18 protein-coding genes are annotated in these 24,569 nt (G+C 65.0%); 10 read left to right on the top strand and 8 right to left on the bottom strand.

Features of this window, described 5'->3' with window-relative positions; genetic code table 11:
• Window positions 1–2 precede the first annotated feature (2 nt).
• Together TP2_RS16595 and TP2_RS16590 are read left to right on the top strand one after the other, a co-directional pair.
• Window positions 3–1,541 carry a tripartite tricarboxylate transporter permease gene (locus tag TP2_RS16595; RefSeq protein WP_038079754.1) on the top strand — a complete coding sequence of 513 codons (1,539 nt, stop codon included), beginning with the start codon at window positions 3–5 and terminating at the stop codon, window positions 1,539–1,541.
• Window positions 1,542–1,742: 201 nt separating this feature from the next.
• A complete protein-coding gene (locus TP2_RS16590; RefSeq protein ID WP_038079752.1) occupies window positions 1,743–2,816 on the top strand; it encodes a site-2 protease family protein in 1,074 nt (357 codons plus the stop codon).
• Window positions 2,817–2,823: 7 nt separating this feature from the next.
• On the opposite strand, the gene TP2_RS16585 is transcribed toward TP2_RS16590, so the two are convergent.
• The gene (locus TP2_RS16585; RefSeq protein WP_038079751.1) at window positions 2,824–4,500 is read right to left on the bottom strand and encodes a thiamine pyrophosphate-binding protein; all 1,677 of its coding nucleotides are present in this window, start codon (window positions 4,498–4,500) and stop codon (window positions 2,824–2,826) included.
• Between the two features lie 264 nt (window positions 4,501–4,764).
• Between TP2_RS16585 and TP2_RS16580 the strand changes: the two genes are divergently transcribed.
• Window positions 4,765–7,059, top strand: coding sequence for an arginine/lysine/ornithine decarboxylase (locus tag TP2_RS16580; protein ID WP_038079748.1), 2,295 nt, complete (start codon window positions 4,765–4,767; stop codon window positions 7,057–7,059).
• 39 nt (window positions 7,060–7,098) lie between these two features.
• On the opposite strand, the gene pstB is transcribed toward TP2_RS16580, so the two are convergent.
• The 4 genes from pstB to pstS all read right to left on the bottom strand — a co-directional run bounded on the left by pstB (window position 7,099) and on the right by pstS (window position 10,848).
• Entirely contained in the window at window positions 7,099–7,908 is an 810-nt protein-coding gene (pstB, locus tag TP2_RS16575) for a phosphate ABC transporter ATP-binding protein PstB (protein ID WP_084714417.1), read from the bottom strand.
• Window positions 7,908–8,738 carry a phosphate ABC transporter permease PstA gene (pstA, locus tag TP2_RS16570; RefSeq protein WP_240473783.1) on the bottom strand — a complete coding sequence of 277 codons (831 nt, stop codon included), beginning with the start codon at window positions 8,736–8,738 and terminating at the stop codon, window positions 7,908–7,910. Before pstA ends, pstB begins: the two co-directional genes overlap by 1 nt.
• A gap of 12 nt (window positions 8,739–8,750) precedes the next feature.
• Complete coding sequence (gene pstC, locus TP2_RS16565; protein WP_084714415.1) at window positions 8,751–9,719, bottom strand: phosphate ABC transporter permease subunit PstC; 969 nt, start codon at window positions 9,717–9,719, stop codon at window positions 8,751–8,753.
• Window positions 9,720–9,795: 76 nt separating this feature from the next.
• Window positions 9,796–10,848 (bottom strand): phosphate ABC transporter substrate-binding protein PstS, encoded by a 1,053-nt coding sequence (gene pstS / locus TP2_RS16560; RefSeq protein ID WP_051692780.1) that lies wholly within the window; start codon window positions 10,846–10,848, stop codon window positions 9,796–9,798.
• 503 nt (window positions 10,849–11,351) lie between these two features.
• Here pstS and TP2_RS16555 point away from each other — a divergent pair.
• The gene (locus TP2_RS16555; RefSeq protein WP_038079744.1) at window positions 11,352–12,914 is read left to right on the top strand and encodes a PhoX family protein; all 1,563 of its coding nucleotides are present in this window, start codon (window positions 11,352–11,354) and stop codon (window positions 12,912–12,914) included.
• Between the two features lie 74 nt (window positions 12,915–12,988).
• The gene (locus tag TP2_RS16550; protein WP_051692778.1) at window positions 12,989–14,602 is read left to right on the top strand and encodes a hypothetical protein; all 1,614 of its coding nucleotides are present in this window, start codon (window positions 12,989–12,991) and stop codon (window positions 14,600–14,602) included.
• A gap of 30 nt (window positions 14,603–14,632) precedes the next feature.
• On the opposite strand, the gene TP2_RS16545 is transcribed toward TP2_RS16550, so the two are convergent.
• From TP2_RS16545 to TP2_RS16535, 3 genes are read right to left on the bottom strand one after another with little or no spacing between them, the layout of a single operon-like run.
• Window positions 14,633–15,436 carry a 3-hydroxybutyrate dehydrogenase gene (locus TP2_RS16545; protein ID WP_038079742.1) on the bottom strand — a complete coding sequence of 268 codons (804 nt, stop codon included), beginning with the start codon at window positions 15,434–15,436 and terminating at the stop codon, window positions 14,633–14,635.
• On the bottom strand, window positions 15,433–16,941 hold the full coding sequence (locus tag TP2_RS16540; RefSeq protein WP_038079740.1) for a class I adenylate-forming enzyme family protein: 1,509 nt from the start codon (window positions 16,939–16,941) through the stop codon (window positions 15,433–15,435). Before TP2_RS16540 ends, TP2_RS16545 begins: the two co-directional genes overlap by 4 nt.
• A complete protein-coding gene (locus TP2_RS16535) occupies window positions 16,938–18,104 on the bottom strand; it encodes an acetyl-CoA acetyltransferase (protein ID WP_038079739.1) in 1,167 nt (388 codons plus the stop codon). Before TP2_RS16535 ends, TP2_RS16540 begins: the two co-directional genes overlap by 4 nt.
• Window positions 18,105–18,202: 98 nt before the next feature.
• On the opposite strand from TP2_RS16535, the gene TP2_RS16530 reads away from it, so the two are divergent.
• The 5 genes from TP2_RS16530 to TP2_RS16510 all read left to right on the top strand — a co-directional run bounded on the left by TP2_RS16530 (window position 18,203) and on the right by TP2_RS16510 (window position 24,484).
• Entirely contained in the window at window positions 18,203–18,757 is a 555-nt protein-coding gene (locus tag TP2_RS16530; RefSeq protein WP_038079738.1) for a PAS and helix-turn-helix domain-containing protein, read from the top strand.
• A gap of 78 nt (window positions 18,758–18,835) precedes the next feature.
• Entirely contained in the window at window positions 18,836–19,510 is a 675-nt protein-coding gene (locus TP2_RS16525) for a TetR/AcrR family transcriptional regulator (RefSeq protein ID WP_240473782.1), read from the top strand.
• Window positions 19,507–20,808, top strand: a complete 1,302-nt coding sequence (locus tag TP2_RS16520) for a phenylacetate--CoA ligase family protein (RefSeq protein ID WP_038079735.1) — start codon at window positions 19,507–19,509, stop codon at window positions 20,806–20,808. The genes TP2_RS16525 and TP2_RS16520 overlap by 4 nt, the downstream gene beginning before the upstream one ends.
• Window positions 20,805–21,566: an enoyl-CoA hydratase/isomerase family protein gene (locus TP2_RS16515; RefSeq protein ID WP_038079734.1), complete on the top strand. Its 762-nt coding sequence runs from the start codon at window positions 20,805–20,807 to the stop codon at window positions 21,564–21,566. Before TP2_RS16520 ends, TP2_RS16515 begins: the two co-directional genes overlap by 4 nt.
• A 191-nt stretch (window positions 21,567–21,757) precedes the next feature.
• Window positions 21,758–24,484, top strand: a complete 2,727-nt coding sequence (locus TP2_RS16510) for a DUF2339 domain-containing protein (RefSeq protein ID WP_038079846.1) — start codon at window positions 21,758–21,760, stop codon at window positions 24,482–24,484.
• Window positions 24,485–24,569: the final 85 nt, after the last annotated feature.

The following is a 24,569-nucleotide window of genomic DNA, read 5'->3' as shown; positions in this document are numbered from 1 at the left end:
TGATGGATACCCTGATTTCTCTTGCCGACGGTTTCCAGACCGCGCTGACCTTCGAGAACCTGCTGCTGGCGCTCCTCGGCACGTTCCTCGGCACCATGATGGGCGCGCTGCCGGGGCTTGGCCCCTCAAACGGGGTCGCGATCCTGATCCCGCTCGCCTTCACGCTGGGCCTTGGCGCCACGCCCTCGCTGATCTTGCTGACGAGCGTGTATTACGGGGCGATGTATGGCGGGCGGATCAGCTCGATCCTGCTCAACATCCCCGGCGACGAGCCAGCGATGATGACCTGCCTCGACGGCTATCCGATGGCCAAGAAAGGCATGGCGGGCGAGGCGCTCTCGCTCTCGGGTATCGCCAGTTTCGTCGGCGCCTTCATCGCGACCTGGGGGCTGATCCTGCTGGCCCCGCAACTGGTGAAATTCGCGCTCCTTTTCGGGCCGGCCGAGTATTTCGCCCTGTTCGCGCTGGCCTTCGCGACGCTGGGCGGGGTCTCCTCGACCAATCAGGCGAAATCCGCTTTCGCCGCAATGCTGGGCCTCGGCCTTGCGGTGATCGGGGTCGATACCCAGACCGGCGTGCCACGCCTGACCTTCGGCGAGGTTCACCTCTATGACGGCCTGGATTTCCTTGTGGCCATCGTCGGCCTCTTCGCGCTCTCGGAGGTGTTCATCTTCCTCGAGCATCGTCACGGTGAATCCAGCGCTTCGGGGGCCAAGGTCTCGGTCGGGCGACTCACCCCGCCCTGGAAGATGGTGAAAGAGACCACGCCGACGATGCTGCGCTCGTCCTTCCTCGGTTTCATCGCGGGCGTGCTGCCCGGTGCCGGGGCCTCGCTCGGCTCGTTCATCTCCTATTCGATGGAAAAGAAGCTGGTCGATCGCAAGGGCACCTTCGGCACCGGCGACCCGCGTGGCGTGGCCGCGCCCGAGGCGGGCAACAACGCGGCCGCAGGGGGCGCACTGGTGCCGATGCTGGCGCTCGGCGTGCCGGGATCGGGCACGACCGCGGTGCTGCTTGCGGTGCTGCTCTCGCTCAACATCACGCCCGGCCCCTTGCTGTTCCAGAACAACCCCGATGTGGTCTGGGGCCTGATCGCGGCGCTCTTCATCGCGAATTTCATGCTGCTGGCGATGAATATCCCGATGGTTGGCCTGTTCACCCGCGTGCTGATGATCCCGCCGCGCATCTTGATGCCGATCGTTGCGATGGTCTCGTTCGTCGGGATCTATGGCATCTCCGGATCGAGCTTCGACCTGCTGGTGATGATCGGTTTCGGCCTGATGGGATGGGTCTTGCGCAAGCTCGACGTGCCACTGGTGCCGATCATTCTCGGGACGCTGCTGGGCAACACGATGGAGAACAACCTGCGCCGTGCCGTCACGATTTCGAACGGGGATTACTCGGTGCTGGTGGGCAGCCCGCTGGCGATCGGCCTCTGGACGGTCGCGATCGTGGGCTTCATCCTCCCCCTTTTCCTCGGGCGTTTCGTGAAGGCGCGGATGCACGCACGGCGCGACGACGAGGGCTCGATCGCCGACTAAGCGCATAAACGCCGTGCGGGGGTCGAGTGCACCCGCACGGCGTATCCAGTCAAGTGGTGGCAGACCCGGCCAATTTCAGCGCGGTCAAGCAACACCATCTGGCTCAAGCGTAAACAGCACCGCTTTCCGCAGGGCTTGCACCTCGCAAGCAATCGTGCCCTCCTCTGGCCACAACGGCATCAGGCAGAACGGAGGACGGAAATGAGCTGGTCCTTTCCCATCGGCAGAGTTCGCGGCACCGAGTTGCGGGTGCATGTCACGTTCTTCCTGTTGCTTGCCTGGATCATGGTGGGCGCATGGATGGCCGAGGGCGCCCAATCGGCACTGGTGAACATGCTCTTCATCATTTCGGTCTTCGCCTGCGTGATGCTGCATGAGCTGGGCCATGCCACGATGGCGGCGCGGTTCGGGGTCAAGACTCCGGATATCACGCTTCTGCCGATCGGCGGGCTGGCGCGGCTCGAACGCATCCCCGAAAACCCCAGACAAGAGATCCTGATCGCGGTGGCGGGTCCGGCGGTCAATATCGTGATCTGGATCGTGCTCACGGTGCTGATCGGCGTGCGCGGGCAAATCGCCGATCTGCAATCGCTCGACAGCCTTGCGCAGGATTTCTGGGGGCAGCTTGCTCTCGTCAACCTGTTCCTCGTGGCCTTCAACATGATCCCCGCTTTTCCGATGGATGGCGGGAGGGTGTTCCGCGCGGTGCTGGCGCTGTTCATGGACCGGGTGAAGGCCACGCAGATCGCCGCGCAGGTCGGGCGGGTACTGTCATTCGCGCTCGGGCTCTGGGGGGTGATGCAATCGAGCCCGATCCTCGTGCTGATCGCGGTCTTCATCTATTTTGCGGGCGGGGCGGAAAGCGCCGATGTCACGATGCGCGGACGCGCGCGCGGAGCACGTGCCCGCGATGCGATGATCACGGCTTTTGCGAGCCTGTCGCCCGAGGACAGCCTCGAGGACGCCGCGCGGCTGATCTTGCGCACAACGCAATCCGAATTCCCGGTGCTGGGGCCGGACGGGGCCTTCCTGGGGTTCCTGACCCGCGCCGAGGTGATGGCTTTCCCCGAGCCCGAACACCGCGCCGAGCGTGTCGCGGACCACATGCTGACCGGCCTGCCCGCCCTGCCCTCGACCGCGCCGCTTCAGGCGGTGCTCGAGGCGATGTCAGGGCGTCATGTTCCGGCGGTCGCCGTGATCGGGGATCACGGCCGGTTCATCGGCTATGTCAACCGTGAGAATATCGGCGAGTGGTTCATCCTCGCACGGCGCTGAGCCGCGCTCAGCGTCCCTTGCCGGCCGCCAGTGCCCCCTCGCGCATCTGCGAAAGCGTCTGACGCGGGGTCAGCGCCTCGGGCGATATCACCAGATCGAGCACGGCTCCCGTCGATGATCCCAAGGCCCGCTCGAAGGCCGCCGCGAAATCCTCGGTGCGCTCGACCCGCTCGCCATGAAAGCCATAGGCCCGCGCGAGCGCCGCGAAATCGGGATTGGCGGTCATCTCGGTGCCCGAAACCCGCGTGGGATAATTGCGCTCCTGATGGGCACGGATCGTCCCGTAGATGCCATTGTTGAGCACGAGAATGATCGGTTGCGCCCCGGCCTGCGCGGCGCTGGCAAGCTCCTGCGAGGTCATCTGGAAATCACCGTCGCCCGCGAAACACAGCACCGTTCTTTCGGGATGGACCAGCTTCGCGGCAATCGCGGCGGGCACGCCATAGCCCATCGCCCCCGATTGCGGCGCAAGGAGCCGCGCCTCGGGCCCGAATTTGAGAAACCGCCCCGACCAGATCGCGAAATTGCCCGCGCCATTGGTGACGATCATGTCCTCGGGCAGCGTTGCGCGCAGATGGGCGCAGACCTTGCCCATATCGACCGGCGAGGGCAGATCGGACAGTTCGAACCCCGCCTCATAGGCCGCGCGCCCCTCGGCGCGCCACGCCCCCCATGCGCCCTCAACCGGGGCGAGCGCCCCGAGCGCCTCGGCAAAGGCGTTCGGCCCGGACTGGATCGCCAGCTCCGGGCAATAGATCTTGCCGATCTCGTGCTCCGAGCCATGCACATGGATCAGCCTTTGCCGGGGCTGCGGCACGTCGAGCAGAGTGTAACCATCGGTCGAGTTTTCGCCGAAGCGGGCGTTGATCGCGAGGATCACATCGGCCTCGCGGATCAGCGCCTTCACATGGGGCATCATCCCGACACCGGCCTCGCCGCAGAAACTCGGCGAGTGGTTGTCGAACTGGTCCTGATAACGGAAGACCGAAACGACCGGGATATCCGAGCTTTCCGCAAAGCGCTGGATCGGGCGCGTGGCCGAGCCTTTCCAGTTGCACCCGCCATAGAGGATGAGCGGGCGTTCGGCCCCTGTCAGCATCTCGCGCAGGCGCCCCATCGCCGCCGGATCGGGATGGGGTTCGGAAACCGTCACGGGGCCGCGCAGCGGGGCCGCATCCGTTATCGAGGTCAGCATATCCTCGGGCAGCGCCACCACGACCGGACCGGGACGCCCCGAGATCGCCGTGCTCCAGGCGCGGGCCAGGATTTCGGGAATGCGCTCGACCCGGTCGATCTCCACCGCCCATTTCACCATCGTGCCGAAGACGGCACGGTAATCGAGCTCCTGAAACGCCTCGCGCCCCTTCATGTCGGTGCCGACCTGCCCCACGAAGAGGATCATCGGCGCGGAATCCTGCATCGCCGTATGCACGCCGATCGCGGCATTGGTGGCACCGGGGCCGCGCGTGACCATGCACAGGCCCGGCTGGCCCGTCAGCTTGCCATAGGCTGCGGCCATGAAACTGGCCCCACCTTCCTGACGGCAGAGCACGTAATCGAGCACCCCGTGCGTGTCATGCAGCGCATCGAGCACCGCCAGATAGCTTTCCCCCGGCACCCCGAACGCCTTGCGCGCCCCGAGCGCGACCAGACAATCGACGAGAAGCTGTCCCCCGTTTCGCATCGCGGTTCCTTTCCTCCATCCCGGGTGCGACCCTAGCGTGGCGGCGCAACGAAGGAAATGCGCGCAATCGTGGGACCGCGACAGGGCAGAGCCGAGCGGGCATGTGATCTCAAGACAACCGCCTGCGGCGATACACCGCCACCCTCGCGCACGCGCCTTCACAGCGCCTTGCACCGCCCCTTAATTCGAGGCATGGGCCTTGACGTGGCCCGCTTCGGACTGAGATGTACGAAGCAACCGGACGCTTTCGAGAAAGGACGCCCGATGAAATTCCGCTTCCCCATTGTCATCATCGACGAGGATTTCCGTTCCGAGAACACCTCGGGGCTCGGCATCCGCGCCCTCGCCCAGGCCATAGAGGCCGAAGGGTTCGAGGTTCTCGGCGTCACGAGCTACGGAGATCTCTCGCAATTCGCCCAGCAGCAAAGCCGCGCCTCGGCCTTCGTGCTGGCGATTGATGACGAGGAATTCTCGGCCGGCCCCGAACTGGATCCGGCGGTCGAGAAGCTGCGCGCCTTCATCGAGGAAGTGCGCTGGAAGAACGCCGATGTGCCGATCTTCCTGCATGGCGAGACCAAGACCTCGCGCCACCTGCCCAACGATATCCTGCGCGAGCTGCACGGCTTCATCCACATGTTCGAGGATACGCCCGAATTCGTCGCCAAGCACATCATCCGCGAGGCGAAAAGCTATCTCGAGGGAATCCAGCCGCCCTTCTTCAAGCAGCTTCTCGATTATGCCGAGGACGGTTCCTATTCCTGGCACTGCCCGGGCCATTCGGGGGGCGTGGCCTTCCTGAAATCGCCGATCGGGCAGATGTATCACCAGTTCTACGGCGAGAACATGCTGCGCGCGGATGTGTGCAACGCGGTCGAGGAACTGGGCCAGCTTCTCGATCACAACGGTGCCATCGGTGCCTCCGAGCGCAACGCCGCGCGGATTTTCAATTCGGACCATTGCTTCTTCGTGACCAATGGCACCTCGACCTCGAACAAGATGGTCTGGCACCACACGGTGGCCCCCGGCGACGTGGTCGTGGTGGACCGCAACTGCCACAAGTCGATCCTCCATTCGATCATCATGTGCGGCGCGATCCCGGTCTTCCTGAAGCCCACGCGCAACCATTGGGGCATCATCGGCCCGATCCAGCGTTCGGAATTCGAACCGGATTCGATCCGCGAGAAAATCCGCGCAAACCCCCTTCTGAAGGATTATGACGCCGACACGGTGCGCCCGCGGATCATGACGCTGACGCAATCGACCTATGACGGCGTCCTCTACAACACCGAGGTGATCAAGGGGCTGCTCGACGGCTGGATCGACAACCTGCATTTCGACGAGGCCTGGCTGCCGCACGCCGCCTTCCACCCGTTCTACGGCCAGTATCACGCGATGGGCCGCAAGCGCGGACGCACCAAGCAATCGATCACCTATGCGACGCAATCGGTGCACAAGCTGCTCGCCGGGATTTCTCAGGCGAGCCACGTGCTCGTGCAGGACAGTCAGGAGGCGAAACTCGACCGGCATCTCTTCAACGAGAGCTACCTGATGCACACCTCGACCAGCCCGCAATACTCGATCATCGCGAGCTGCGATGTGGCGGCGGCGATGATGGAGCCTCCGGGCGGCACTGCACTCGTGGAGGAAAGCATCGTCGAGGCGCTCGATTTCCGCCGCGCGATGGTGAAGGTCGAGGAGGAATACGGTCCCGAAGACTGGTGGTTCCAGGTCTGGGGCCCGACCGATTTCCGCTCCGATGGCGATGGCATGGCCGAGACCCGCGACTGGGTGCTCAAGAAGACCGATGCCGAGGGCGTCGAACCCACCGGCTCGGACAGCTGGCACGGCTTTGGCGACATGGCGCCGGGCTTCAACATGCTCGACCCGATCAAGGCCACGATCATCACGCCCGGCCTCGATATCGAGGGCCGCTTCGACGAGACCGGCATCCCCGCCTCGATCGTGTCGAAATACCTCGCCGAGCATGGTGTGGTGGTCGAGAAGACCGGGCTCTACAGCTTCTTCATCCTGTTCACGATCGGCATCACCAAAGGCCGCTGGAACACGCTTCTGGCCGCGCTCCAGCAGTTCAAGGATGATTACGACAAGAACCAGCCGCTCTGGCGCGTCATGCCGGAGTTTTCCGCCAAGTTCTCGCGTTACGAGCGGATGGGGCTGAAGGATCTCAGCCAGCACGTCCATTCGCTTTACGCGAAATACGACGTGGCGCGGCTGTCGACCGAGATTTACCTCTCCGACCATCTGCCCGCGATGACGCCCTCCGAGGCCTTCTCGCATATCGCGCGCCGCAAGACCCAACGCGTGCCGATCGACGAGCTCGAAGGCCGCATCACGACGAGCCTCGTCACCCCCTATCCGCCGGGGATCCCGCTTCTGATTCCGGGCGAGGTGTTCAACGCGAAGATCGTGGATTACCTGCGCTTCAACCGCGAGTTCGCCCGCGAATGCCCTGGTTTCGAGACCGATATTCACGGGCTCGTGGTCGAAACCGGCCCGGATGGCGAGACCCTCTATTTCGCCGATTGCGTCGCCGAATAACGCGCGGGGGCGCGAGATGCGCCCCCTGCCCGGCTCAGATCAGCCGAAGCGCCCGGTGATGTAATCCGAGGTCCGCTCCTCGCGCGGGCGGGTGAAGATCTGCGCCGTCTCTCCAGCCTCGATCAGCTCGCCCAGATACATGAAGGCGGTGCGGTCGCTGACGCGGCTTGCCTGCTGCATGTTATGGGTGACAATGGCGATGGTGAATCGCTCCTTGAGCTGATGGATCGTCTCCTCGATCTTGCCCGTCGAGATCGGGTCAAGCGCCGAAGCCGGTTCGTCCAGCAAAATCACCTCGGGCTCCACCGCGATCGTGCGCGCGATGCACAGGCGCTGCTGCTGACCGCCCGACAGCGACTGCCCCGAGGCTTGCAGCTTGTCCTTCACCTCTTCCCAGAGTGCGGCCCCGCGCAGCGCCGCCTCGATCCGGTCGTCGATCTCGGATTTCACGGTGCCCATCAGCCGCAGACCAAAGGCGATGTTCTCGTGGATCGTCATCGGAAAAGGCGTGGGCTTCTGGAACACCATGCCGACCTTGGTGCGCAGCCGGTTCAGGTCTGTGCCACGCGCGAGGATATTCTCGCCATCGAGCAGCACCTCGCCCGTCGCGGTCTGGTTCGGATAGAGGTCATACATCCGGTTCAGCACCCGCAGCAGGGTCGATTTCCCGCAGCCCGACGGCCCGATGAAAGCGGTCACGCGGTTTTCCGGCAGGTCGAGGTCGATGCCTTTCAGCGCGCGGGTCTTGCCGTAGAAGAACTCGAGATTGCGGATCGAGATGCGCGGCTTGGGCGCCGGGTCGATGCCTTCGAAGCTCAGCGGCGAACGCTCGCGGGTCAGGGTGTCCATCAGGCTTTCTCCTTTCGGGAGGTGACGAGGCGGGCGATGATCGAGAGCGCCAGCACCGCGACGGTGATGAGAAGCGCGCCGGCCCAGGCGAGGGCCTGCCAGTTGTCGTAAGGCGACAGCGCGAATTGGAAGATGGTGATCGGCAGCGAGGCCATCGGCTGCGTAAGATTGAGGCTGAAGAAGTTGTTCGACAGCGCCGTGAACAGCAGCGGCGCGGTCTCGCCCGAGATCCGCGCGATGGCGAGCAACACGCCCGTCACCATGCCCGCGCGGGCGGCCTTGTAGGCAATGGTGCGGATTACCACCCAGCGCGGCGCGCCCATCGCAAGCCCTGCCTCGCGCAGCTGATCGGGCACCAGCAGCAGCATGTCCTCGGTGGTGCGCACCACGATCGGGATCACGAGGATCGCCAGTGCCACCGCGCCTGCCAGCGCCGAGAAATGCCCGAGGCTGACGACGAGTAGCTGATAGACAAACAGGCCGACGATGATCGAAGGCGCCGACAGCAGGATGTCATTCACGAAGCGGATGAGCTTGGTCAGCTTCGAGAACCGTCCGTATTCCGCCATGTAAGTCCCTGCGAGGATGCCGATAGGCGTGCCGATCGCCACCGCGATCGCGCTCATCACCAGCGAGCCGACAATCGCGTTGCGCAAGCCGCCCGCCTCCATCGGCGAGGGTGTGTCCTGCGTGAAAACGGCAAGGTTCAACGCGCCCGCCCCCTTCGCGACAAGGTGGATCAGGATCACGGCGAGCACGAAGAGCCCCAGCCCCGCGGCCCCGGTGCTCAGCGTCATCATCACCGCGTTCACGGTTTTTCTGCGGGTCATCGAGGCCATCGCTTACACTCCCGATTTCTGCTTCATCCGGCGCAGCATGTATTGCGCGGCGGCCAGAACGATGAAGGTGAGGATGAACAGCACCAGCCCCAGCGCGATCAGCGATGCGGTGTAAAGCGGCGTCGTGGCCTCGGTGAACTCGTTGGCGATGGCGGCCGAGATCGTCGTGCCCGGCTGCAGGATCGAGGCCGAAATCCGATGTGCGTTGCCGATCACGAAGGTCACGGCCATCGTCTCGCCAAGCGCCCGACCAAGGCTCAGCATGATCCCCCCCACCAGCGCCGTGCGCACATGCGGGATCACGATATGGCGATTGACCTCCCAGCGGGTCATGCCCAGCCCGTAGGCGCTCTCGCGCAGCATGTCGGGCACGGTCAGGAAGATATCGCGCGCCAGCGAGGCGATGAAGGGCAGCACCATCATCGCGAGGATCAGCCCGGCGGTCAGCATCCCGATCCCGTAGGGCGCGCCCGAGAACAGCGTGCCGATCAGCGGCACTTGCCCGAGCGTATCGATCAGCGCGGGCTGCACCACCGATTGCATGAAGGGCGCGAAGACGAAGAGCCCCCAGATCCCGTAGATGATCGAGGGGATGCCCGCGAGCAGCTCGATCGCGATCCCCAGCGGGCGGCGGAGGATGCGCGGGCAGGTCTCGGTCAGGAAGATCGCGATCCCGAGCCCCACCGGCACAGCGATCAGCATCGCGATCACCGAGGTCACGACGGTTCCGTAAAGCGGGGCCAGCGCGCCGAACTTGTCGGTCACCGGGTTCCATTTCGCGGTGTAGAGAAAGCCGATCCCGAATTTCTGGAAAGCGGGCCAGGCACCCATTGCCAGCGAGACGAACACGCCCAGCAGGGTCAGCAGCACCACCACCGCGGCGGCGAAGGTCAGCGTGCCGAAAACCCGGTCGGATCGTGCCACCGGGTTGGTCGCGCGCGGGCCGGTTTCGAACTCAGTCACGACGCTCATTCTGTGCTCCCTTCAAAATGGGCAAAGGGAGGGCCGCCGAAGCAGCCCTCCCGAGATCACGCGTGGGATCGTACACTCAGTTGTTCATCGCCCAGACCGAGGCGCCGTCCTTGCCCTTGATCTGCGTCCATTCCGCCTTGATCTGCGCGACCACCGAGGCCGGCATCGGGATGTAGTCGAGCTTCGCGGCAGCCTCACCGCCATTCGCGTAAGCCCAGTCGAAGAACTTGAGCGCTTCGGCAGAGGCCGCGCCGTCTTTGGCATCCGAATGCATCAGGATGAAGGTCGCCGCCGTCATCGGCCAGGTGCCCGCACCCGGCTGGTTGGCGAGGATCACGCCGAAGCCCGGCTGGCTCGACCAGTCGGCATTGGCCGCAGCCGCCGCGAAAGCGTCCGCTTTCGGCGCCACGCGCTTGCCGTCCTTGTTGATCATGTCCGTGTAGGTCATCTTGTTTTGCAGCGCGTAGGCATATTCGACATAGCCGATCGAGTTCTTCGTCTGGCCGACATTCGCGGCCACGCCCTGGTTGCCCTTGGCACCCAGACCCACCGGCCATTCGACAGCGGTCGAGACGCCGATATCGTCCTTCCAGCCCTGATCGACCGAGGCGAGGTAGTAGGTGTAGTTGAAGGTGGTGCCCGATCCGTCCGAACGGTGGACAACGGCGATCGCTGCGTCGGGCAGCTTCACGCCTTCATTGAGCTTGGCGATGGCCGGATCGTTCCACTTGGTGATCTTGCCCTCGTAGATCTTCGCCAGCGTCTCCCCGTCGAGCACCAGCTCGCCCGGCTTGATGCCGTCGATATTCACGACCGGGACGATGCCGCCCATCACGGTCGGGAACTGAACCAGCGTGTTGGCCTTCAGCTCGTCGCCACCCAGTGGCTTGTCGGAGGCGCCGAAGGTCACGGTGCGCGCTTCGATCTGCTTGATGCCGCCGCCCGAGCCGATGGCCTGGTAGTTGAGGCCGGTGCCGGTCTTGTCCTTGTAGGTTTTCGCCCAGTCCGAATAGATCGGATAGGGGAAGGTCGCGCCGGCGCCCGAGATGTCGCCAGCCTGCGCCGCGACAGCCGAGACCAGCGTGGCACCGGCGATCACGGCGGTGAGGGAAAGACGGGATTTTAACATGGGATAACGATCCTCGTTGTCTGTCATTTCACGCCGAAACGAGAGCACCCCGTTTCGTTGCCTGACGGTTTGGGCGCGTTTTCTGACAGCCATGCAACAATCGCGAAGCGGTGAATGGGCGTGATAATTTGCAGGGTCACACGCAGTTTCTCGTGTGCCGGATCTTCGCCCCGCAGGGACTTTTTTCTTTTAACTTCAATTCATTGGGACACGCCATCACGCGACCACCCCGGTCGCATTTCCGAGAGACCATCCCCAGACCCGCCTGAACGGCGCGAACCATGCGAGGAGATTTCGTCGGTTTGTGACGTGAAACGGTCCGCCAGCCTTTCGCGATCGGCCACGACTCCACGATCTGAGCGTGCCGAAAGGCTCAACTTCGCACATTTCGGCACGCGCGATTCCCGCTCAGACGTGTTTCACAGTTCTGTTATCAGTTCGTGAGAAATCCGATACAATCGCCCCCTAAGGACCCCCGTAGCGTTAACTCTGGGAGCCGCATCATGAAATCCACTCTTCTTTCCTCGCTCGTCCTGTCGACCGCGCTGAGCACGCCGGTTCTGGCCGAGAACCTCACCCGCGTGGTCACCGTGCCGCTGGGCGGCGAGATCACCGGCATGTTCCTCGAAAAGGGCGACCTGTTCTTCAACGTCCAGCACCCTGCCGACGACATGGGCAACGAATTCGCCAAGGCGACGATCGGCGTCGTCGCGAATGCGGACTTCAAGGCGAAGGCCTCGGTCGTGCCCGAAGGCGATGACAAGAAAGTCGTGAAGACCTCGCTGGGCCAGTATCAGGTGCTGGTGCAGGAAGGCGACTTCGGCAAGATCGGCAAGATCAGCAATGCCAAGGGCGAGATCCTCTCGTCGAACGATCCCGACTTCAACGCCTTCGTCGCGACCGGCGAGGATGCGGGCTATCTCTTCACCAACTGGGAAGACCGTCCCGGCGGCATGTCGCGGGTGAAGCTGTCGCGCGCGGCCGACGGCACCTGGAGCGCAGATGCCAATGACGCGATGATGCTCGACTTCTCGGCCGTGCACGGCACCTGGGTGAACTGCTTCGGCACGCTCTCGCCCTGGAACACCCCGCTGAGCTCGGAAGAACTGTATTTCGACGAAACCGCGGACTGGAACAACCCGAACTTCGAAGAGATCGGCGACGTGGCCGGGCTCGAGCAGTATCTGGGCCAGTATCCGAACCCCTACCGCTACGGCTTCATCGTCGAGATCGCCGATCCGGCCGGTCAGGCCACCCCGGTCAAGCGTTTCGCGATGGGTCGCTTCTCGCATGAGAACTCGGTGGTGATGCCCGATCGCAAGACGGTCTATCTCTCCGATGACGGCACCAATGTCGTGTTCTTCAAATTCGTCGCCGACGAGGCGGGCGATCTTTCGGCGGGCACGCTCTACGCCGCGAAGATGACCCAGCAGACCGCGCCGGGCACCGCCGCGGCCGAAAGCGGGTTCGATGTCGAATGGATCGAGCTGGCCCATGGCACCGAAGCCGATATCGCCGCATGGATCGCGGATTATGACGGCATCACCCAGGCCGATTACGCCGAAGGCAAGAGCTCCTACATCTCCGACGAAGAGGTCGCGGCCTGGGCGAAGGGCGAGGCGAAAGACGACCGCGCGGCCTTCCTCGAAAGCCGTAAGGCCGCCAAGGCCAAGGGTGCGACCGCCGAATTCCGCAAGATGGAAGGCGTGAACATCAACTTCGACGCGGCGGCCGATGGCTCGGTCCCCTACATGTACATGGCGATGTCGGAAGTCGCCAAGGGCATGGCCGATGACAAGGGCGACGTGCAGGTGGCCGAGAACAAGTGCGGCGTCGTCTACGAGATGAAGCTCGACGCGGCCTATAACGTCGCGACGATGATCCCGGCCGTGGCGGGTGGCGCGTATGACAAGAACGCCGAAACCAATGCCTGCGACGTGAACGCGATCTCGAACCCCGACAACATCGTCGTCCTGCCCTCGGGTCAGGTGCTGATCGGTGAGGATACCGGCCATCACGAGAACAACGCGATGTGGCTCTACACCCCCGATCGCAGCGCGATGTAATCCACGCCTGAAAGACCCTGCCGGGGGCGGGCGTGACCTGCCCCCGGTTTTCATTCCCCCTGCCCGAGACTGTCATGCTGTATCGTCTGGCGAGCGCGCTTCTCGCCCTCTCCCCGCTCGCGGCCGCCGCGCAACCGCTCTCGAAGCTCGACACCGCCGCGCTGATGGCGCTGCGGCCCGCCTCCGAGGATCTCGCCGAGGCCGGACGGCGCTACAATCCCGAAGCCCCGATCCCGCCGCAATGCTACACCGAGATCGAGGGGCGCTATAATCCCTGCTATGTCTGCCACCAGTCGAATACCGACCGGGAGCGCCCCAATTTCATGCAAGACGGCGGGTTGCAGGCGGAATACGCCTTCTCGGAAGCGGGCATGACCAACCATTACGCCAATCTCTTCATCGACCGTTCGGCCAAGGTTGCGGCGATCTCGGATGCGGCGATCCTCGACTGGATCGGACAGGACAATTATTCCGATCTGGCCGGACGTCTGCGCGCGGAAGGCTTCGAGGGCTGGATCCCGGATCTGGATGGTTATGCCCACGGCGCGGGCGCCTTCGACGCGGAAGGACTCGCGCGGGATGGCTCGTGGTGGGTTGCGTTCAATTACAAACCGCAGCCCTCGACTTTCTGGCCTACGAACGGCTCGACCGATGACGTGCTGATCCGCCTGCCCGCGCCGTTCTATACGGACACGGACGGGCGCGAGAGCCGCGATCTCTACTTCGCCAATCTCGCGCTGCTGGAAATGGCCTTTCAGGATCGCGACGAGGTCAGCCTGCCGGAGGTGGACGAAGCCGCGCTCGGCGTGGATCTCGATGGCGACGGGACGCTCGGGCGAACCGCCACGATCAAACGCCGCGCAGATTATCTCGGGGCGGCCTCGGATGAGCCCGTGCAGCGGATGCTCTATCCCGAAGGCACCGAGTTTCTGCATTCCGTGCGCTATGTGGGGATTGGCGAGGACGACACGATCACCACACCGCCGCGCATGAAAGAACTGCGCTACATGGTGAAAACCCGCGCCCTCTCGATCCCGCAGATCGCCTCGCGCTATGGCAATGAACGTCAGGAAAAGCTCGACGAGAACCTGCCGCGCTATATCGACCTTGGCGACAAGGGGATGGATAACGGCATGGGCTGGACGCTCCTGGCCTTCATCGAGGATGAAACAGGCCGCCTGCGCCGCCAGACCAATGAGGAGCTGTTCTTCTGCCGTGGCTGCCACACCACGACGGGCGCGAATATCGACCAGACCTGGGCCTTCCCGCGCAAGATCACCGGGGCGAAGGGCTGGGGCTACATCGACCTGCACAGCCAGCGCGACGTGCCCAATCTGGGCGAGAGCATGGGCGAGATCGCGCAATATCTCGAGCGCAGCGGCGGCGGAGATGAATTCCGCTCCAACACCGAGATGATTGCGCGCTGGTTCACGCCCGATGGCCGCGTCGACACCGAGGCGATGGCGGGCAAGACGGTCTATGACCTCATCACCCCCTCGCGCGAGCGCGCATTGGCGCTGAACAAGGCTTATAGGGTGCTCGTGGCCGAGCAAAGCTTCCTCTTCGGGCGCGATGCGACGGTCACGCCACCTGCCAATGTCCATGCCGAGATCGACGAGGCCACCGCGCCGACACTGCCGCCGCAATATCGCTACCGCCACGATATCCGGCTGAACTGGGGCGAGTGAGCGGGGGGCGCCTGCCCCCCCGGCATCGCCTTACTGCGTCGTCCAGCCCCCATCGACCGGGATCGAGGTTCCGGTCACGTTATGGGCGATGGGCGCGCAGAGCCACAGCGCGAGCGCGCCGATCTCGGACGGGTCCGACATTCGCTGTGAGGGCTGTTTTTCAGCGAGAAGCTCGGCCACGCCTGCGGCGCGATCCCCACCATGGGCGGCCGCGCGCTCGGCGATCTGGGGCGCGAGGATCTCGGTTTCGGTCCAACCCGGGCAGATGCAATTGACCGTCACCCCGCCAGAGGCCTTGCTGCCCGCGGTCGCATATTCCAAAGCCGCGACCCGGCTCATCCCGACGAGGCCGAATTTCGAGGCCACATAGGGCGCCTTGTTGACCGAGGCTACCAGCCCGTGCACCGAGGCGATATTGATCACGCGGCCATAGCCCTTCGCCCCCATCGCGGGCAGCGCGCGACGCATCGTGTGAAACGCGCCCGACAGGTTCACCGCAATCACCGCATCCCAGATCTCGGGCGTGGCCTCGGCCAGGCTCACCGTGCGCTGGATGCCCGCGTTATTCACGAGGATATCGGCCCCGCCCCAGTCCGCCACCGCATCCATCATTGCATCGATCGCCTGCGGGTCAGCCATGTCGGCCTCGAAGAACCGCACCTCCGGCGCGCCCGCCGCCTCAAGCCTTCGCGTGGCCTGCGCCACCTGTTCGGGACCGGCCAGCCCGTGCAACCCGATCCGCGCTCCCGCCCCGGCCAGCGCCTCGGCGATCGCAAGCCCGATCCCTTGCACCGATCCCGTCACCAGCGCGGTCTTACCCTTGATTTGCGTCATTCTCTCTCCTCCTCGATGATCCGGCGCAGCTCTGTCTTGAGCACCTTGCCGTAATTGTTCTTGGGCAGCGCCGCGACGACGCGATAAGCCTTGGGCCGCTTGAAGCGCGCGATGCTTTCGCGGCAGTGGCGATCGAGCGTGGCGGGGTCGATCTCGGCCCCCGGCGCCGGGGTGACGAAGGCCAGAACGCTCTCGCCCCATTCCGCATCGGGCGTTCCGATCACCGCCGCCTCGTGCACGCTGGGATGCAGCAGCAAGGCCTCCTCGACCTCGCGCGGGTAGATATTCGTACCGCCCGAGATGATCACATCCTTCGAGCGGTCCTGAAGCGTGACGAACCCGTCCGCATCCATCGCGCCCATATCGCCGGTCCAGAGCCAGCCGCCGCGGATCGCGTTCGCAGTCGCCTCCGGGTTTTCCCAATAGCCCGCCATGACCGCCGCGCCGCGCACGAGAATCTCACCGGTCTGCCCGGGAGGCAGCGGGTTGCCGTCGCCATCCGCGATCCGCACGCTGACCGGGCTATGGGCGAGCCCCACCGAAGCGAGCCGCTCGCGCCAGCGCGGATGGCTGCGATCGGCCACCAGAGCGCGCGAGAGCGCGGTGATCGTCATCGGGCTCTCGCCCTGGCCGTAGATCTGCACGAAGCGCGGCCCCATCACCTCGACAGCTTCGACGATATCGGCCAGATACATCGGCCCGCCGCCATAGACGATCGTCTTGATCCCCTCGCCCGTCGACCCGCTGGCCTTGGCACGATCGACGAGGCGGCGGATCATCGTCGGCGCGGCAAACATCGAGACATTCCCGAGACGCGGTGCGAGATCCAGGATTTCTTCGGCCTCGAACCCGCCCGAGAGCGGCACCACATGGCGCGCCGCACGCATCACATGCATGAAGTTGTAAAGCCCCGCCCCGTGCGACATCGGCGCGGCATAGAGGATCGCATCTTCCTCCTCGACGCTGTCCACATCGGAAAAATAGCCAAGGCACATGGCCTGAATATTGCCCGAAGTGATCTTCACCCCCTTGGGCCGCCCCGTCGTGCCGGAGGTGTAGAACAGCCAGACGGTCTGATCGGCCGCGATCGGCACGGGCGCGGCCATCGGCGCCTGCTCAATCAGTGCGCGATAGGCATCGCTTTCGATATCGAGCGTCTCGGTCTTCAGTTCAGCCCCGGGATCGGCGGTCACGAAGGTCAGCTTCGCCCCAGAGGCCTCGATGATCCACTCGGCCTCGCGCGGATGCAGTTTGCCGTTGATCGGCACCACCACCGCGCCCGCGAACCACGCGCCGTAAAGCGCCTCGAGATATTCGGTACGGTTCTTCATGAAGATCGCGACCCGGTCTCCGGGCGCAATCCCGCGCGCGCCAAGCCCCGCCCCGATCCGCGCGGCCCGTTCGGCGAATGTCGCGTAATCGGCCAGAACCTCCTCGCCTCGCATCAGCGCGGGCGCATGGGGGCGTCGAATTGCGGTGCGGACAAGCCACTCCGCCGGGTTCATGCCGCGCGCTCCGCCTCGAGGATCGAGCAGTAATTCGCAACGCCCGACCCGCCCATGTTGAACATGCAGCCAAGCTCCGCGCCCGGCAGTTGCATCTCGCCCGCCTGCCCTGTGAGCTGCATCGCGGCCAGCACATGCATCGACACGCCCGTCGCGCCAACAGGATGCCCCTTGGCCTTGAGCCCGCCCGAGAGGTTCATCGGCAGCGCCCCTTCGCGCGTCACGATCCCCTCGTCGATCGCGCGGGCACCAGACCCGCGCGGCACCAGCCCCATCGCCTCATAGACAAGCAGCTCGGCGATGGTGAAACAGTCATGGACCTCCGCGAAGGAGAGATCCTTCACCCCGATGCCTGCCTCGGCATAGGCGCGCGCGAAGGCCTCTGCCGGTCCCTCGAAGGCCAGAAGATCCCGGCGCGACATCGGCAGGTAGTCATTGACCTGCTGGGCGGCGCGGAACCCGATGCGATTGACGAAATCGCCCGCGCGATCATCGGCCACCATGACCAGCGCCGCCGCCCCGTCCGAGATCAGCGAGCAATCGGTCATCCGCAACGGAGCGGCGATCATCGGGTTGCGCTCGCTCACGGTATTGCAGAACTCGAACCCCACCTCCTTGCGCATCTGCGCAAGCGGATTGGCCAGCGCGTTGTGGTGGTTCTTCGCCGCGATCCGGGCAAGCGCCGCAGAGCGATCTCCATGTGCCTGAAAATAGGCCTGGGCAAAGCGCGCAAAGATCTGCGGGAACGAAACGCCCGCCTCTTCCGCCTGATAGGAGGCCCCCGCCAGAGCCTCGGTGACGCCCGCGGTGTCCTTCGCGGTCATTTTCTCGGCCCCGATCACCAGCGCGGCCTTCACCCGGCCCGAGCGGATTGCGTCGCGTGCGGCATAGATCGCGGCCGAACCCGAGGCGCAGGCATTCTCGACCCGCGTGGCCGCGGTGAAGCGCAGTCGCTCGTCAAGCCCCAGCGCGAGGTAGCTGGGAAAACCATCGGGCACCAGCCCCGAATTGAAGTGGCCCAGCCAGATCCCGTCGATCTCTGCCGGATCGATCCGCGCATGTTCGAGCGCCTGCCCGCCCGCCGCGAGGATCAGATCCTCGAGCGTCTGCCCCTCGAGCCGCCCGAATTGCGTATGCCCCCAGCCCACGATCTTCGCGTCCATCTTGTCCTCCTCCCGCGATTTCGCCGCACACTAGCAACTGCCGCGCGCCCGCTCTATTCGTAGAACTACGCAATCGGGGAGGCATTGCAGGGATGGGGATGCAGGAGGAGGCAGAGACCGCCGCGCTGGCCTTCGAGCACGCGCCGGTGGGCCTCGCACTCACCCGCGACCGGGTGATCGAACGGTGCAACGCCCGGTTTTGCGAGACTTTCGGCTATGGGGCCGACGAGCTGGCAGGGCGCTCGCTGGCCGCACTCTACCCTTCGGCCGAGGAGTTCCAGCGCATCGGCGAGATCGGCCGACAGAAGATGCTCGACACCGGGCGTTATGCCGATGAGCGGATCATGCAGCGCCGCGACGGCGGGCTCTTCTGGTGCCGGGTGCGCGGCCAGTCGCTTACCCCCGAAGACCCGTTCACCCGCGCGATCTGGAGCTTCGCAGATATCTCGGAATCGCGCCCCGTCGTCGATCTGACGGTGCGCGAGCGGCAGGTCGCGGCATTTCTGGCCGAGGGGCGGACGAACAAGGAGATCGCGCGGCTTCTGAACCTCTCGCCGCGCACCGCCGAAGCCCATCGCGCCCGGCTGCAAGCGAAGCTCGGCGCGCGCAACGCAACCGAGCTTGTGGCGCGGCTGACCGGACTGCCGGTCTGAGCGCGCCCTACCACAGCGCTTGACGCATGGGCGACCTCCATTTTATGAAACTGATGTCAGTTTTAGGAATCATCGCAGATGCAGCCCCAACGCGTCACATCCGACATGCCAATCCTCTCCTACCCGGCCCATCTCGCAACGATCAGCGCTGGCCGGCCCAAGGGCGAACGGACCCGCGCTCAGATCCAGATCGCAGCCTGCTCGGTGCTTGATCGCAGCGGGCCGCAGGATCTCACCATCTCGGCGATCTGCGAAAAGGCGGGCGTGTCGAACGGGACCTTCTATCTCTACTTCCCCGACCGCACGGTGTTGCTCGACACGCTGTTGAGCGATTTCGCCCTTTTCGTGCAAAAGGTGATGCGCGCGGCCAGCGCAGCTCAGCCCGAAGCTGCCCCGCGCGCCGCGACGCGGGCCTATGTCGATCTGTTCGAGCAGAACCGCGGCCTCATGCGCTGCCTTGTGCATCACATCGACGCCTTTCCCGAGGCAAGCGCGGCGTTTCAACGCCTGAACCGGGAGTGGATCGAGACCGTCGTGTCCGCCGTCGAGCGCCGGATGCAGCAAGATGGGCGGACCGAGACGATCGCACATGACGAGCTGATGCGGCGCGCCTATGCGCTCGGGGGAATGGTCGATCAGTACCTTTCGAGCCTTCTTCTGTCGCGCGACCCGACGCTGGTCGCCCTCTCGAGCGATCGCGAGGCCACGCTCGAAACCTTGTCGCTAATCTGGGAACGGGGGATGATGCCATGAGCACGATCAAGGGCGCCGAGCGCCTCTCGCAAGCCGCTCTCGCACCGCATATCGCGAAGGCCTGGGAGGCGCAGCGCGCCCATGTCGCGGCCTCGCCCTTCTACCAAGCCCTTTGGGAGGGGCGCGAGCCGCCGCGCGATCTGCGCGATCTTCCCGAACTTCCGCTTTCGGACAAATCCCAACTGCGCCTGTCGCAGGCCGCCCACCCGCCTTTCGGCGACTATCTCGCGGCGCCGCGCAGCCTCGCGAACCGGCTGCACCGCACCTCGGGCACGACCGGTCAGGCGATGAATCTCGCGCTCTCGGGCCGTGACGCGCTGGTCACGCAGGAGGTAGGCGGGCGCTGCCATGCCTCGGCGGGTCTCGGGCCGGATCATACTGTGGTGCATTGCCTCAATTACCAGATGTGGATGGGCGGGCTGACCGATCACATGACGCTGGAGGCGACCGGTGCGCTGGTTGTCCCCTTCGGTGTGGGCGCAACCGATCTGCTGATCCGCACGATCCGCGAGGTCGGCATTACAGCGATCTCCTGCACGCCCTCCTATCCGGCGGTGCTCGAACGGGTCATCGCCGAGCGGTTTCCCGGGCTCAAGCCGCGCGATCTGGGGCTGAAACTCGGCCTCTTCGGGGGGGAGCCCGGCCTCGACGATCCGGCCTTCCGCGCCCGGCTGCGCGAGACCTGGGGGATGGAGCCGCGCAACGCCAATTACGGCGTCTCGGATGTATTCTCCAACTTCGCCGCCGAATGCGCGCAAGACACGCGGCTGCATTTCATGGCTGCCGATGTGCTCCACCCCGAGCTGATCGAGCCCGAGTCCGGAGCACCTCTGCCCCTTGTGCCCGGCGCGCGGGGAGAGCTGGTGCTGACCCATCTGCTGCGCGATTGCCAGCCACTCGTGCGTTTTCGCACCGGCGACATCATCGAGATCGGCGCGACCGAGCCCTGTTCATGCGGCTGCACCGGCTTTCGGTTCTCCGTGGTCGGGCGTTCGGATGACATGGTGGTCGTGCGTGGGCTCAACATGTTCCCCTCGATGGTCGCAGCCGTGCTCAACGAGCTCGCGGAGCTTTCGGGCGATTACCGCATCATGCTCGATGCCCCCCCGCCCCATGACACCCTGCCCGTTCAGGCCGAGCTTGCCGAAGGCGTTCCCGCTTCCGAGGCGCTGCGCCACAAGGTCGAGCACGCGATCAAGACGCGGCTCGGCGCAAGTGCCACCGTCACCCTCTGCCCCGCGCACAGCTTCCCGCGCACCGAGGGCAAGACAAAACGCGTGATCCGGAGCTACCAATGACCGATCTCACTTATGAAACCGTGCTCAGCACACTGGGCGACCACGGGATCCGCACCATCACGCTCAACCGCCCCGATCGGCTCAACGCGATGAACCGCACGCTGATCGACGATGTCGCGCGAGCCTTCGAGGACGCCAATTCCGATTCCGCGACTCGCGCGATCATTTTTACCGGTGCGGGCAAGGCCTTCTGCGCGGGCGATGACCGCAAGGCCCATGTCCATCCCGAGAACGAAGAGGAAGCGCGCGATCTGGTGCAGGCGATCCAGCGCGCCACCCACGCGATCACGCTCGGCGCGAAACCGGTGGTCGGCGCGATCAATGGTTGGGCCGTGGGCGGCGGTTTCGAATGGGCGATCAATTGCGACTTCCCGATCTGGGCGCGCAGCGCGACGGGATTCTTTCCCGAGGTCTCGCTCAATCTCTTTGTCACCGGCGGTGTCACGGCACTGCTGCCCGCGCTGGTGGGGCTGAACAAGGCGCGCGAGATGCTGATCTTTGGAGAGCGCTACAGCGCCGAGGAGCTGGAGCGGATCGGACTTGCCTGGAAAGTGGTCGAGGACGACGCGCTGATGGACAGCGCCACCGAGGTCGCCGCGCGCCTGGCAGACCTCCCGCCTCTGTCGCTGCGCGCGATGAAGCGGGTGCTCAACGCGGTCGCCATGCCCGATCTGCACCGCGCGCTTCAGCTAGAGACCGATGCCACCGTGGCCGGGTTTCTCGATCCGGAAACGACGCGGCGGCTGCAAGAGTTCTAGAAAATGACATAACTTCAGATTGTTATAAGCCTTAGTTCATCAATCTGTCGCGCTCGATCCCCGCATCGGTTCACCCCGATCCGATTGTCCGCCGAAGATCGCGATGCCCACGAATACTTGATTTCCAACCGACGACGCGCAAAGCTCTTTGCTCAAGGTAAGCTTCGCCGCCTATCTACTTGGAGTTCAAGATGTTTCTTCTTGGCCTGATCGGTGTGATCTACGGTTTGCTGGTCCTGATCGGCCTTCCCTACGCGCTGATCACCATCCGCAACCTGAAAGATCGGATCGCCGCCCTCGAAGCTCGGCAAGAAGGAGGCGGCGTGATGGCCGCACCTGAAACCTCCGAGAGCGAAGCAACCGAGCCTCCACCGATTCCGGCACCCGCGGCCCGCGCAGAGAAGACTGAAGGGCCGTGGCAGAGTGCGCAAACGAAGTCGCCGCCACTGCCCGCCGAGCCGATCAGCCCGGCACCGGAGCCTCAGCAGGCCTACGTTCTGCGCGCAGAGAATTTCGCGCGTCTCGGAGACTGGCTGCGTGCGAACTGGACGCTGGCCGTGGCCGCATTGTCGCTCATCTTCGGCGGTCTGTTCATGGTGCAATATGGGGTCGAGCGCGGGCTTCTGACGCCGCCGCTGCGGGTGATTGGTGCGCTGATCCTCGGCCTCGCGCTGGTTGGCGGCGGTGAATGGCTTCGGCGCAAATTCGGCGATGTCTCAACGCCCTCGACAAAACATCTGCCCTCGATTTTCGCAGGCGCCGGCGTGGTCGTGATCTTCATCGCTCTGCTCGCGGCCAACGCACTTTACGCATTGATCGGCCCCGGAACGGCGATCGGAGGCATCGCCGTGGTTGCAGCGGGCGCCGTGCTCATGGGCTGGCTCTATGGTGCGGTTCTGCCTGCGGTCGGGTTGCTCGGCGCGGCCGCCGCCCCCTTCCTCGTGAGCGCGAGCGACACCGACGCCACACCCTTCTACGCCTATTTCGCGATCATTGGCCTCGCCGGGCTGGCGATCGACAGCTTTCGCCGCTGGGCCTGGGTCTCGGCACTGGCGCTGGCATTGGCCTGCGCGGGGCTGACCTTGGTGCATCTCGACGTCGGCTCTGCACCCGGGCTGATCGGCGCGGCCTTTTCGCTCGGGATCGGCGCGCTCATTATGCCCGAACGGCGTCTGGTGCCGGTCCTCGACGGGGTGCCGCCCTTGCCTGCGCGCGCCGGGCAACGCCCGGGCTTTCCAACCCTGCTTGGCGCGACCGGTGTCCTTATCGCGAGTTTCGGGTCGAGCGTGATCGCTTTCGCGCCCGGATCGAACCCGACCGAGTTCGCGCTCGGCATGGGCGCGCTCATGGTGGTATTCCTGGCGATCACCTTCTGGCTCTATCGCGCCCCGGCACTGGATCTGACGATTGCGCTGCCGGGCCTTCTTTTCCTCACCGCCCTTGCCGCTCAAGCCCGCGGGCATGGCGAGATCTATCAAGCCTTCCGCGCCTTCATCGACGCCCCGCCCGAGACGCCGATGCCATCCACGCTATGGTGGCTGATGGGTGCGGCGGGCCTGATGGCGGCGGCGGCAACCTGGCGGCTCAACCTGATCGCCACGCGACCCGAACCCGACGCCCCCGTCCCCGCCCACGCCCACGCCCTGCCCTGGGCGCTGGCGGCCGCGGCGATCGTGCCTGCGAGCGCGCTGGTGATCGAATTCCTCTGGAACCCGCGCGATGTGATCGGGAATTACGCCTGGGCCCTGGCTGCCATGGCGGGCGCGGCGATGATGGTGCTGCTTGCGCAACGCCGCGGGGCGCGGGCCGGGGCTTCCCGGCAACGCGATCTGGGGCTTCTCGCGGCGGCTGCGATCCTGATGATCTCGCTTGCCTTCTTCCTGCTGCTGACCAAGGCCGCGCTCACCCTCGCGCTGGCGCTTTTGATGGTGCTGGCGAGCCTCATTGACCGGCGCTTCGACCTGCGGGTGCTGAGCTGGGTGGCGCAGCTTGGCGCGGCGGTAATCGGCTACCGGCTTCTGATCGACCCCGGCCTTTTCTACGCGATCGAGCGTGCGAGCTGGGCCGAGTTCGCGCTGTCCTATCTCGGCGCGATGGCGGGGTTCGAGGCCACCCGTCGCATCGCGCGCAAGGATCGCCCCATGCTCGTCGCCGTGGCGGAATCCGCGCTTCTGAGCACGCTGGCGATGACCCTCACCCTCACGATCATCCGATATGTCGATCTCGACGGGGAGAATTTCTGGCTGCCCGGGCTGTGCGCGACCTCCTGGGCGGCGGTTGGCCTTGCGCAGGTCTGGCGGATTGCCCCCTCGTCCGGTGCGGTTCGCGTGATCCGCGCGGTGTTTGCGGGCGTGTCCGGCATCATCGCGACGGGGCTGGCCGCCATCGAGATCGGCGCTGTAAGCTGGATGGCCAACACCCCGACCGGCATTGCGGTGAACGGACCGCCGGTCTTCGACGGTCTCGCGCTGGCCTTCGTACCGCTTGCGCTGACGCTTTCGCTTGGTGCCTGGGCGATGGGACGGCGGACAGACCGGCTCGCGCGGATCCTGCGCCTCGCGCTCATTCCGGGTGCGGCGGTGCTGACGCTGATCTGGGGTTTTTTCGAGATCCGCAGACTCTGGCGCGGCCCTGACCTGTCAGTCCCGGGCCCCTCCGATGGCGAGCTTTACAGCTACACCTTGGCGATGCTTCTTGTCTCGCTGGGCATGCTCGCCATCGCGGTCATGCGCCGGTCAGAGCTCTTGCGGCGGCTGGCGATGGGGGGCGTCGCCCTGACCATCGTCAAGGTTTTCCTGCTCGATATGAGCGGGCTTTCGGGATTGACGCGCGTGGCCTCCTTTGTCGGGCTCGGCCTCGCGCTGGCCGGGCTCGCCTGGATCAACCGCAAGATCGACGCGCATTGGCGCAAGGAATGACGCCCCGCGGAGCGTGTTGCGGCGCAAGGGCCGAGGCCTGCGCATAGGCCGTCGCCGCGTGCACATCGAAGTGCGGCCGGATCAA

The sequence above is a fragment of the Thioclava pacifica DSM 10166 genome, assembly GCF_000714535.1.
Classification (GTDB): domain Bacteria; phylum Pseudomonadota; class Alphaproteobacteria; order Rhodobacterales; family Rhodobacteraceae; genus Thioclava; species Thioclava pacifica.
This window is presented reverse-complemented; position numbering and strand designations above follow the sequence as displayed.

Excerpts from the sequence above, each read along its gene's own strand:
- TP2_RS16545 (WP_038079742.1), bottom strand. The coding sequence starts at position 15,436 with ATGACGCAAATCAAGGGTAAGACCGCGCTGGTGACGGGATCGGTGCAA.
- TP2_RS16580 (WP_038079748.1), top strand. The coding sequence starts at position 4,765 with ATGAAATTCCGCTTCCCCATTGTCATCATCGACGAGGATTTCCGTTCC.
- TP2_RS16525 (WP_240473782.1), top strand. The coding sequence starts at position 18,836 with ATGCAGCCCCAACGCGTCACATCCGACATGCCAATCCTCTCCTACCCG.
- TP2_RS16515 (WP_038079734.1), top strand. The coding sequence starts at position 20,805 with ATGACCGATCTCACTTATGAAACCGTGCTCAGCACACTGGGCGACCAC.
- TP2_RS16595 (WP_038079754.1), top strand. The coding sequence starts at position 3 with ATGGATACCCTGATTTCTCTTGCCGACGGTTTCCAGACCGCGCTGACC.
- pstC (WP_084714415.1), bottom strand. The coding sequence starts at position 9,719 with ATGAGCGTCGTGACTGAGTTCGAAACCGGCCCGCGCGCGACCAACCCG.
- TP2_RS16520 (WP_038079735.1), top strand. The coding sequence starts at position 19,507 with ATGAGCACGATCAAGGGCGCCGAGCGCCTCTCGCAAGCCGCTCTCGCA.
- TP2_RS16590 (WP_038079752.1), top strand. The coding sequence starts at position 1,743 with ATGAGCTGGTCCTTTCCCATCGGCAGAGTTCGCGGCACCGAGTTGCGG.
- TP2_RS16540 (WP_038079740.1), bottom strand. The coding sequence starts at position 16,941 with ATGAACCCGGCGGAGTGGCTTGTCCGCACCGCAATTCGACGCCCCCAT.
- TP2_RS16555 (WP_038079744.1), top strand. The coding sequence starts at position 11,352 with ATGAAATCCACTCTTCTTTCCTCGCTCGTCCTGTCGACCGCGCTGAGC.
- TP2_RS16550 (WP_051692778.1), top strand. The coding sequence starts at position 12,989 with ATGCTGTATCGTCTGGCGAGCGCGCTTCTCGCCCTCTCCCCGCTCGCG.
- TP2_RS16535 (WP_038079739.1), bottom strand. The coding sequence starts at position 18,104 with ATGGACGCGAAGATCGTGGGCTGGGGGCATACGCAATTCGGGCGGCTC.
- TP2_RS16585 (WP_038079751.1), bottom strand. The coding sequence starts at position 4,500 with ATGCGAAACGGGGGACAGCTTCTCGTCGATTGTCTGGTCGCGCTCGGG.
- pstB (WP_084714417.1), bottom strand. The coding sequence starts at position 7,908 with ATGGACACCCTGACCCGCGAGCGTTCGCCGCTGAGCTTCGAAGGCATC.
- pstA (WP_240473783.1), bottom strand. The coding sequence starts at position 8,738 with ATGACCCGCAGAAAAACCGTGAACGCGGTGATGATGACGCTGAGCACC.
- TP2_RS16510 (WP_038079846.1), top strand. The coding sequence starts at position 21,758 with ATGTTTCTTCTTGGCCTGATCGGTGTGATCTACGGTTTGCTGGTCCTG.
- TP2_RS16530 (WP_038079738.1), top strand. The coding sequence starts at position 18,203 with ATGCAGGAGGAGGCAGAGACCGCCGCGCTGGCCTTCGAGCACGCGCCG.
- pstS (WP_051692780.1), bottom strand. The coding sequence starts at position 10,848 with ATGTTAAAATCCCGTCTTTCCCTCACCGCCGTGATCGCCGGTGCCACG.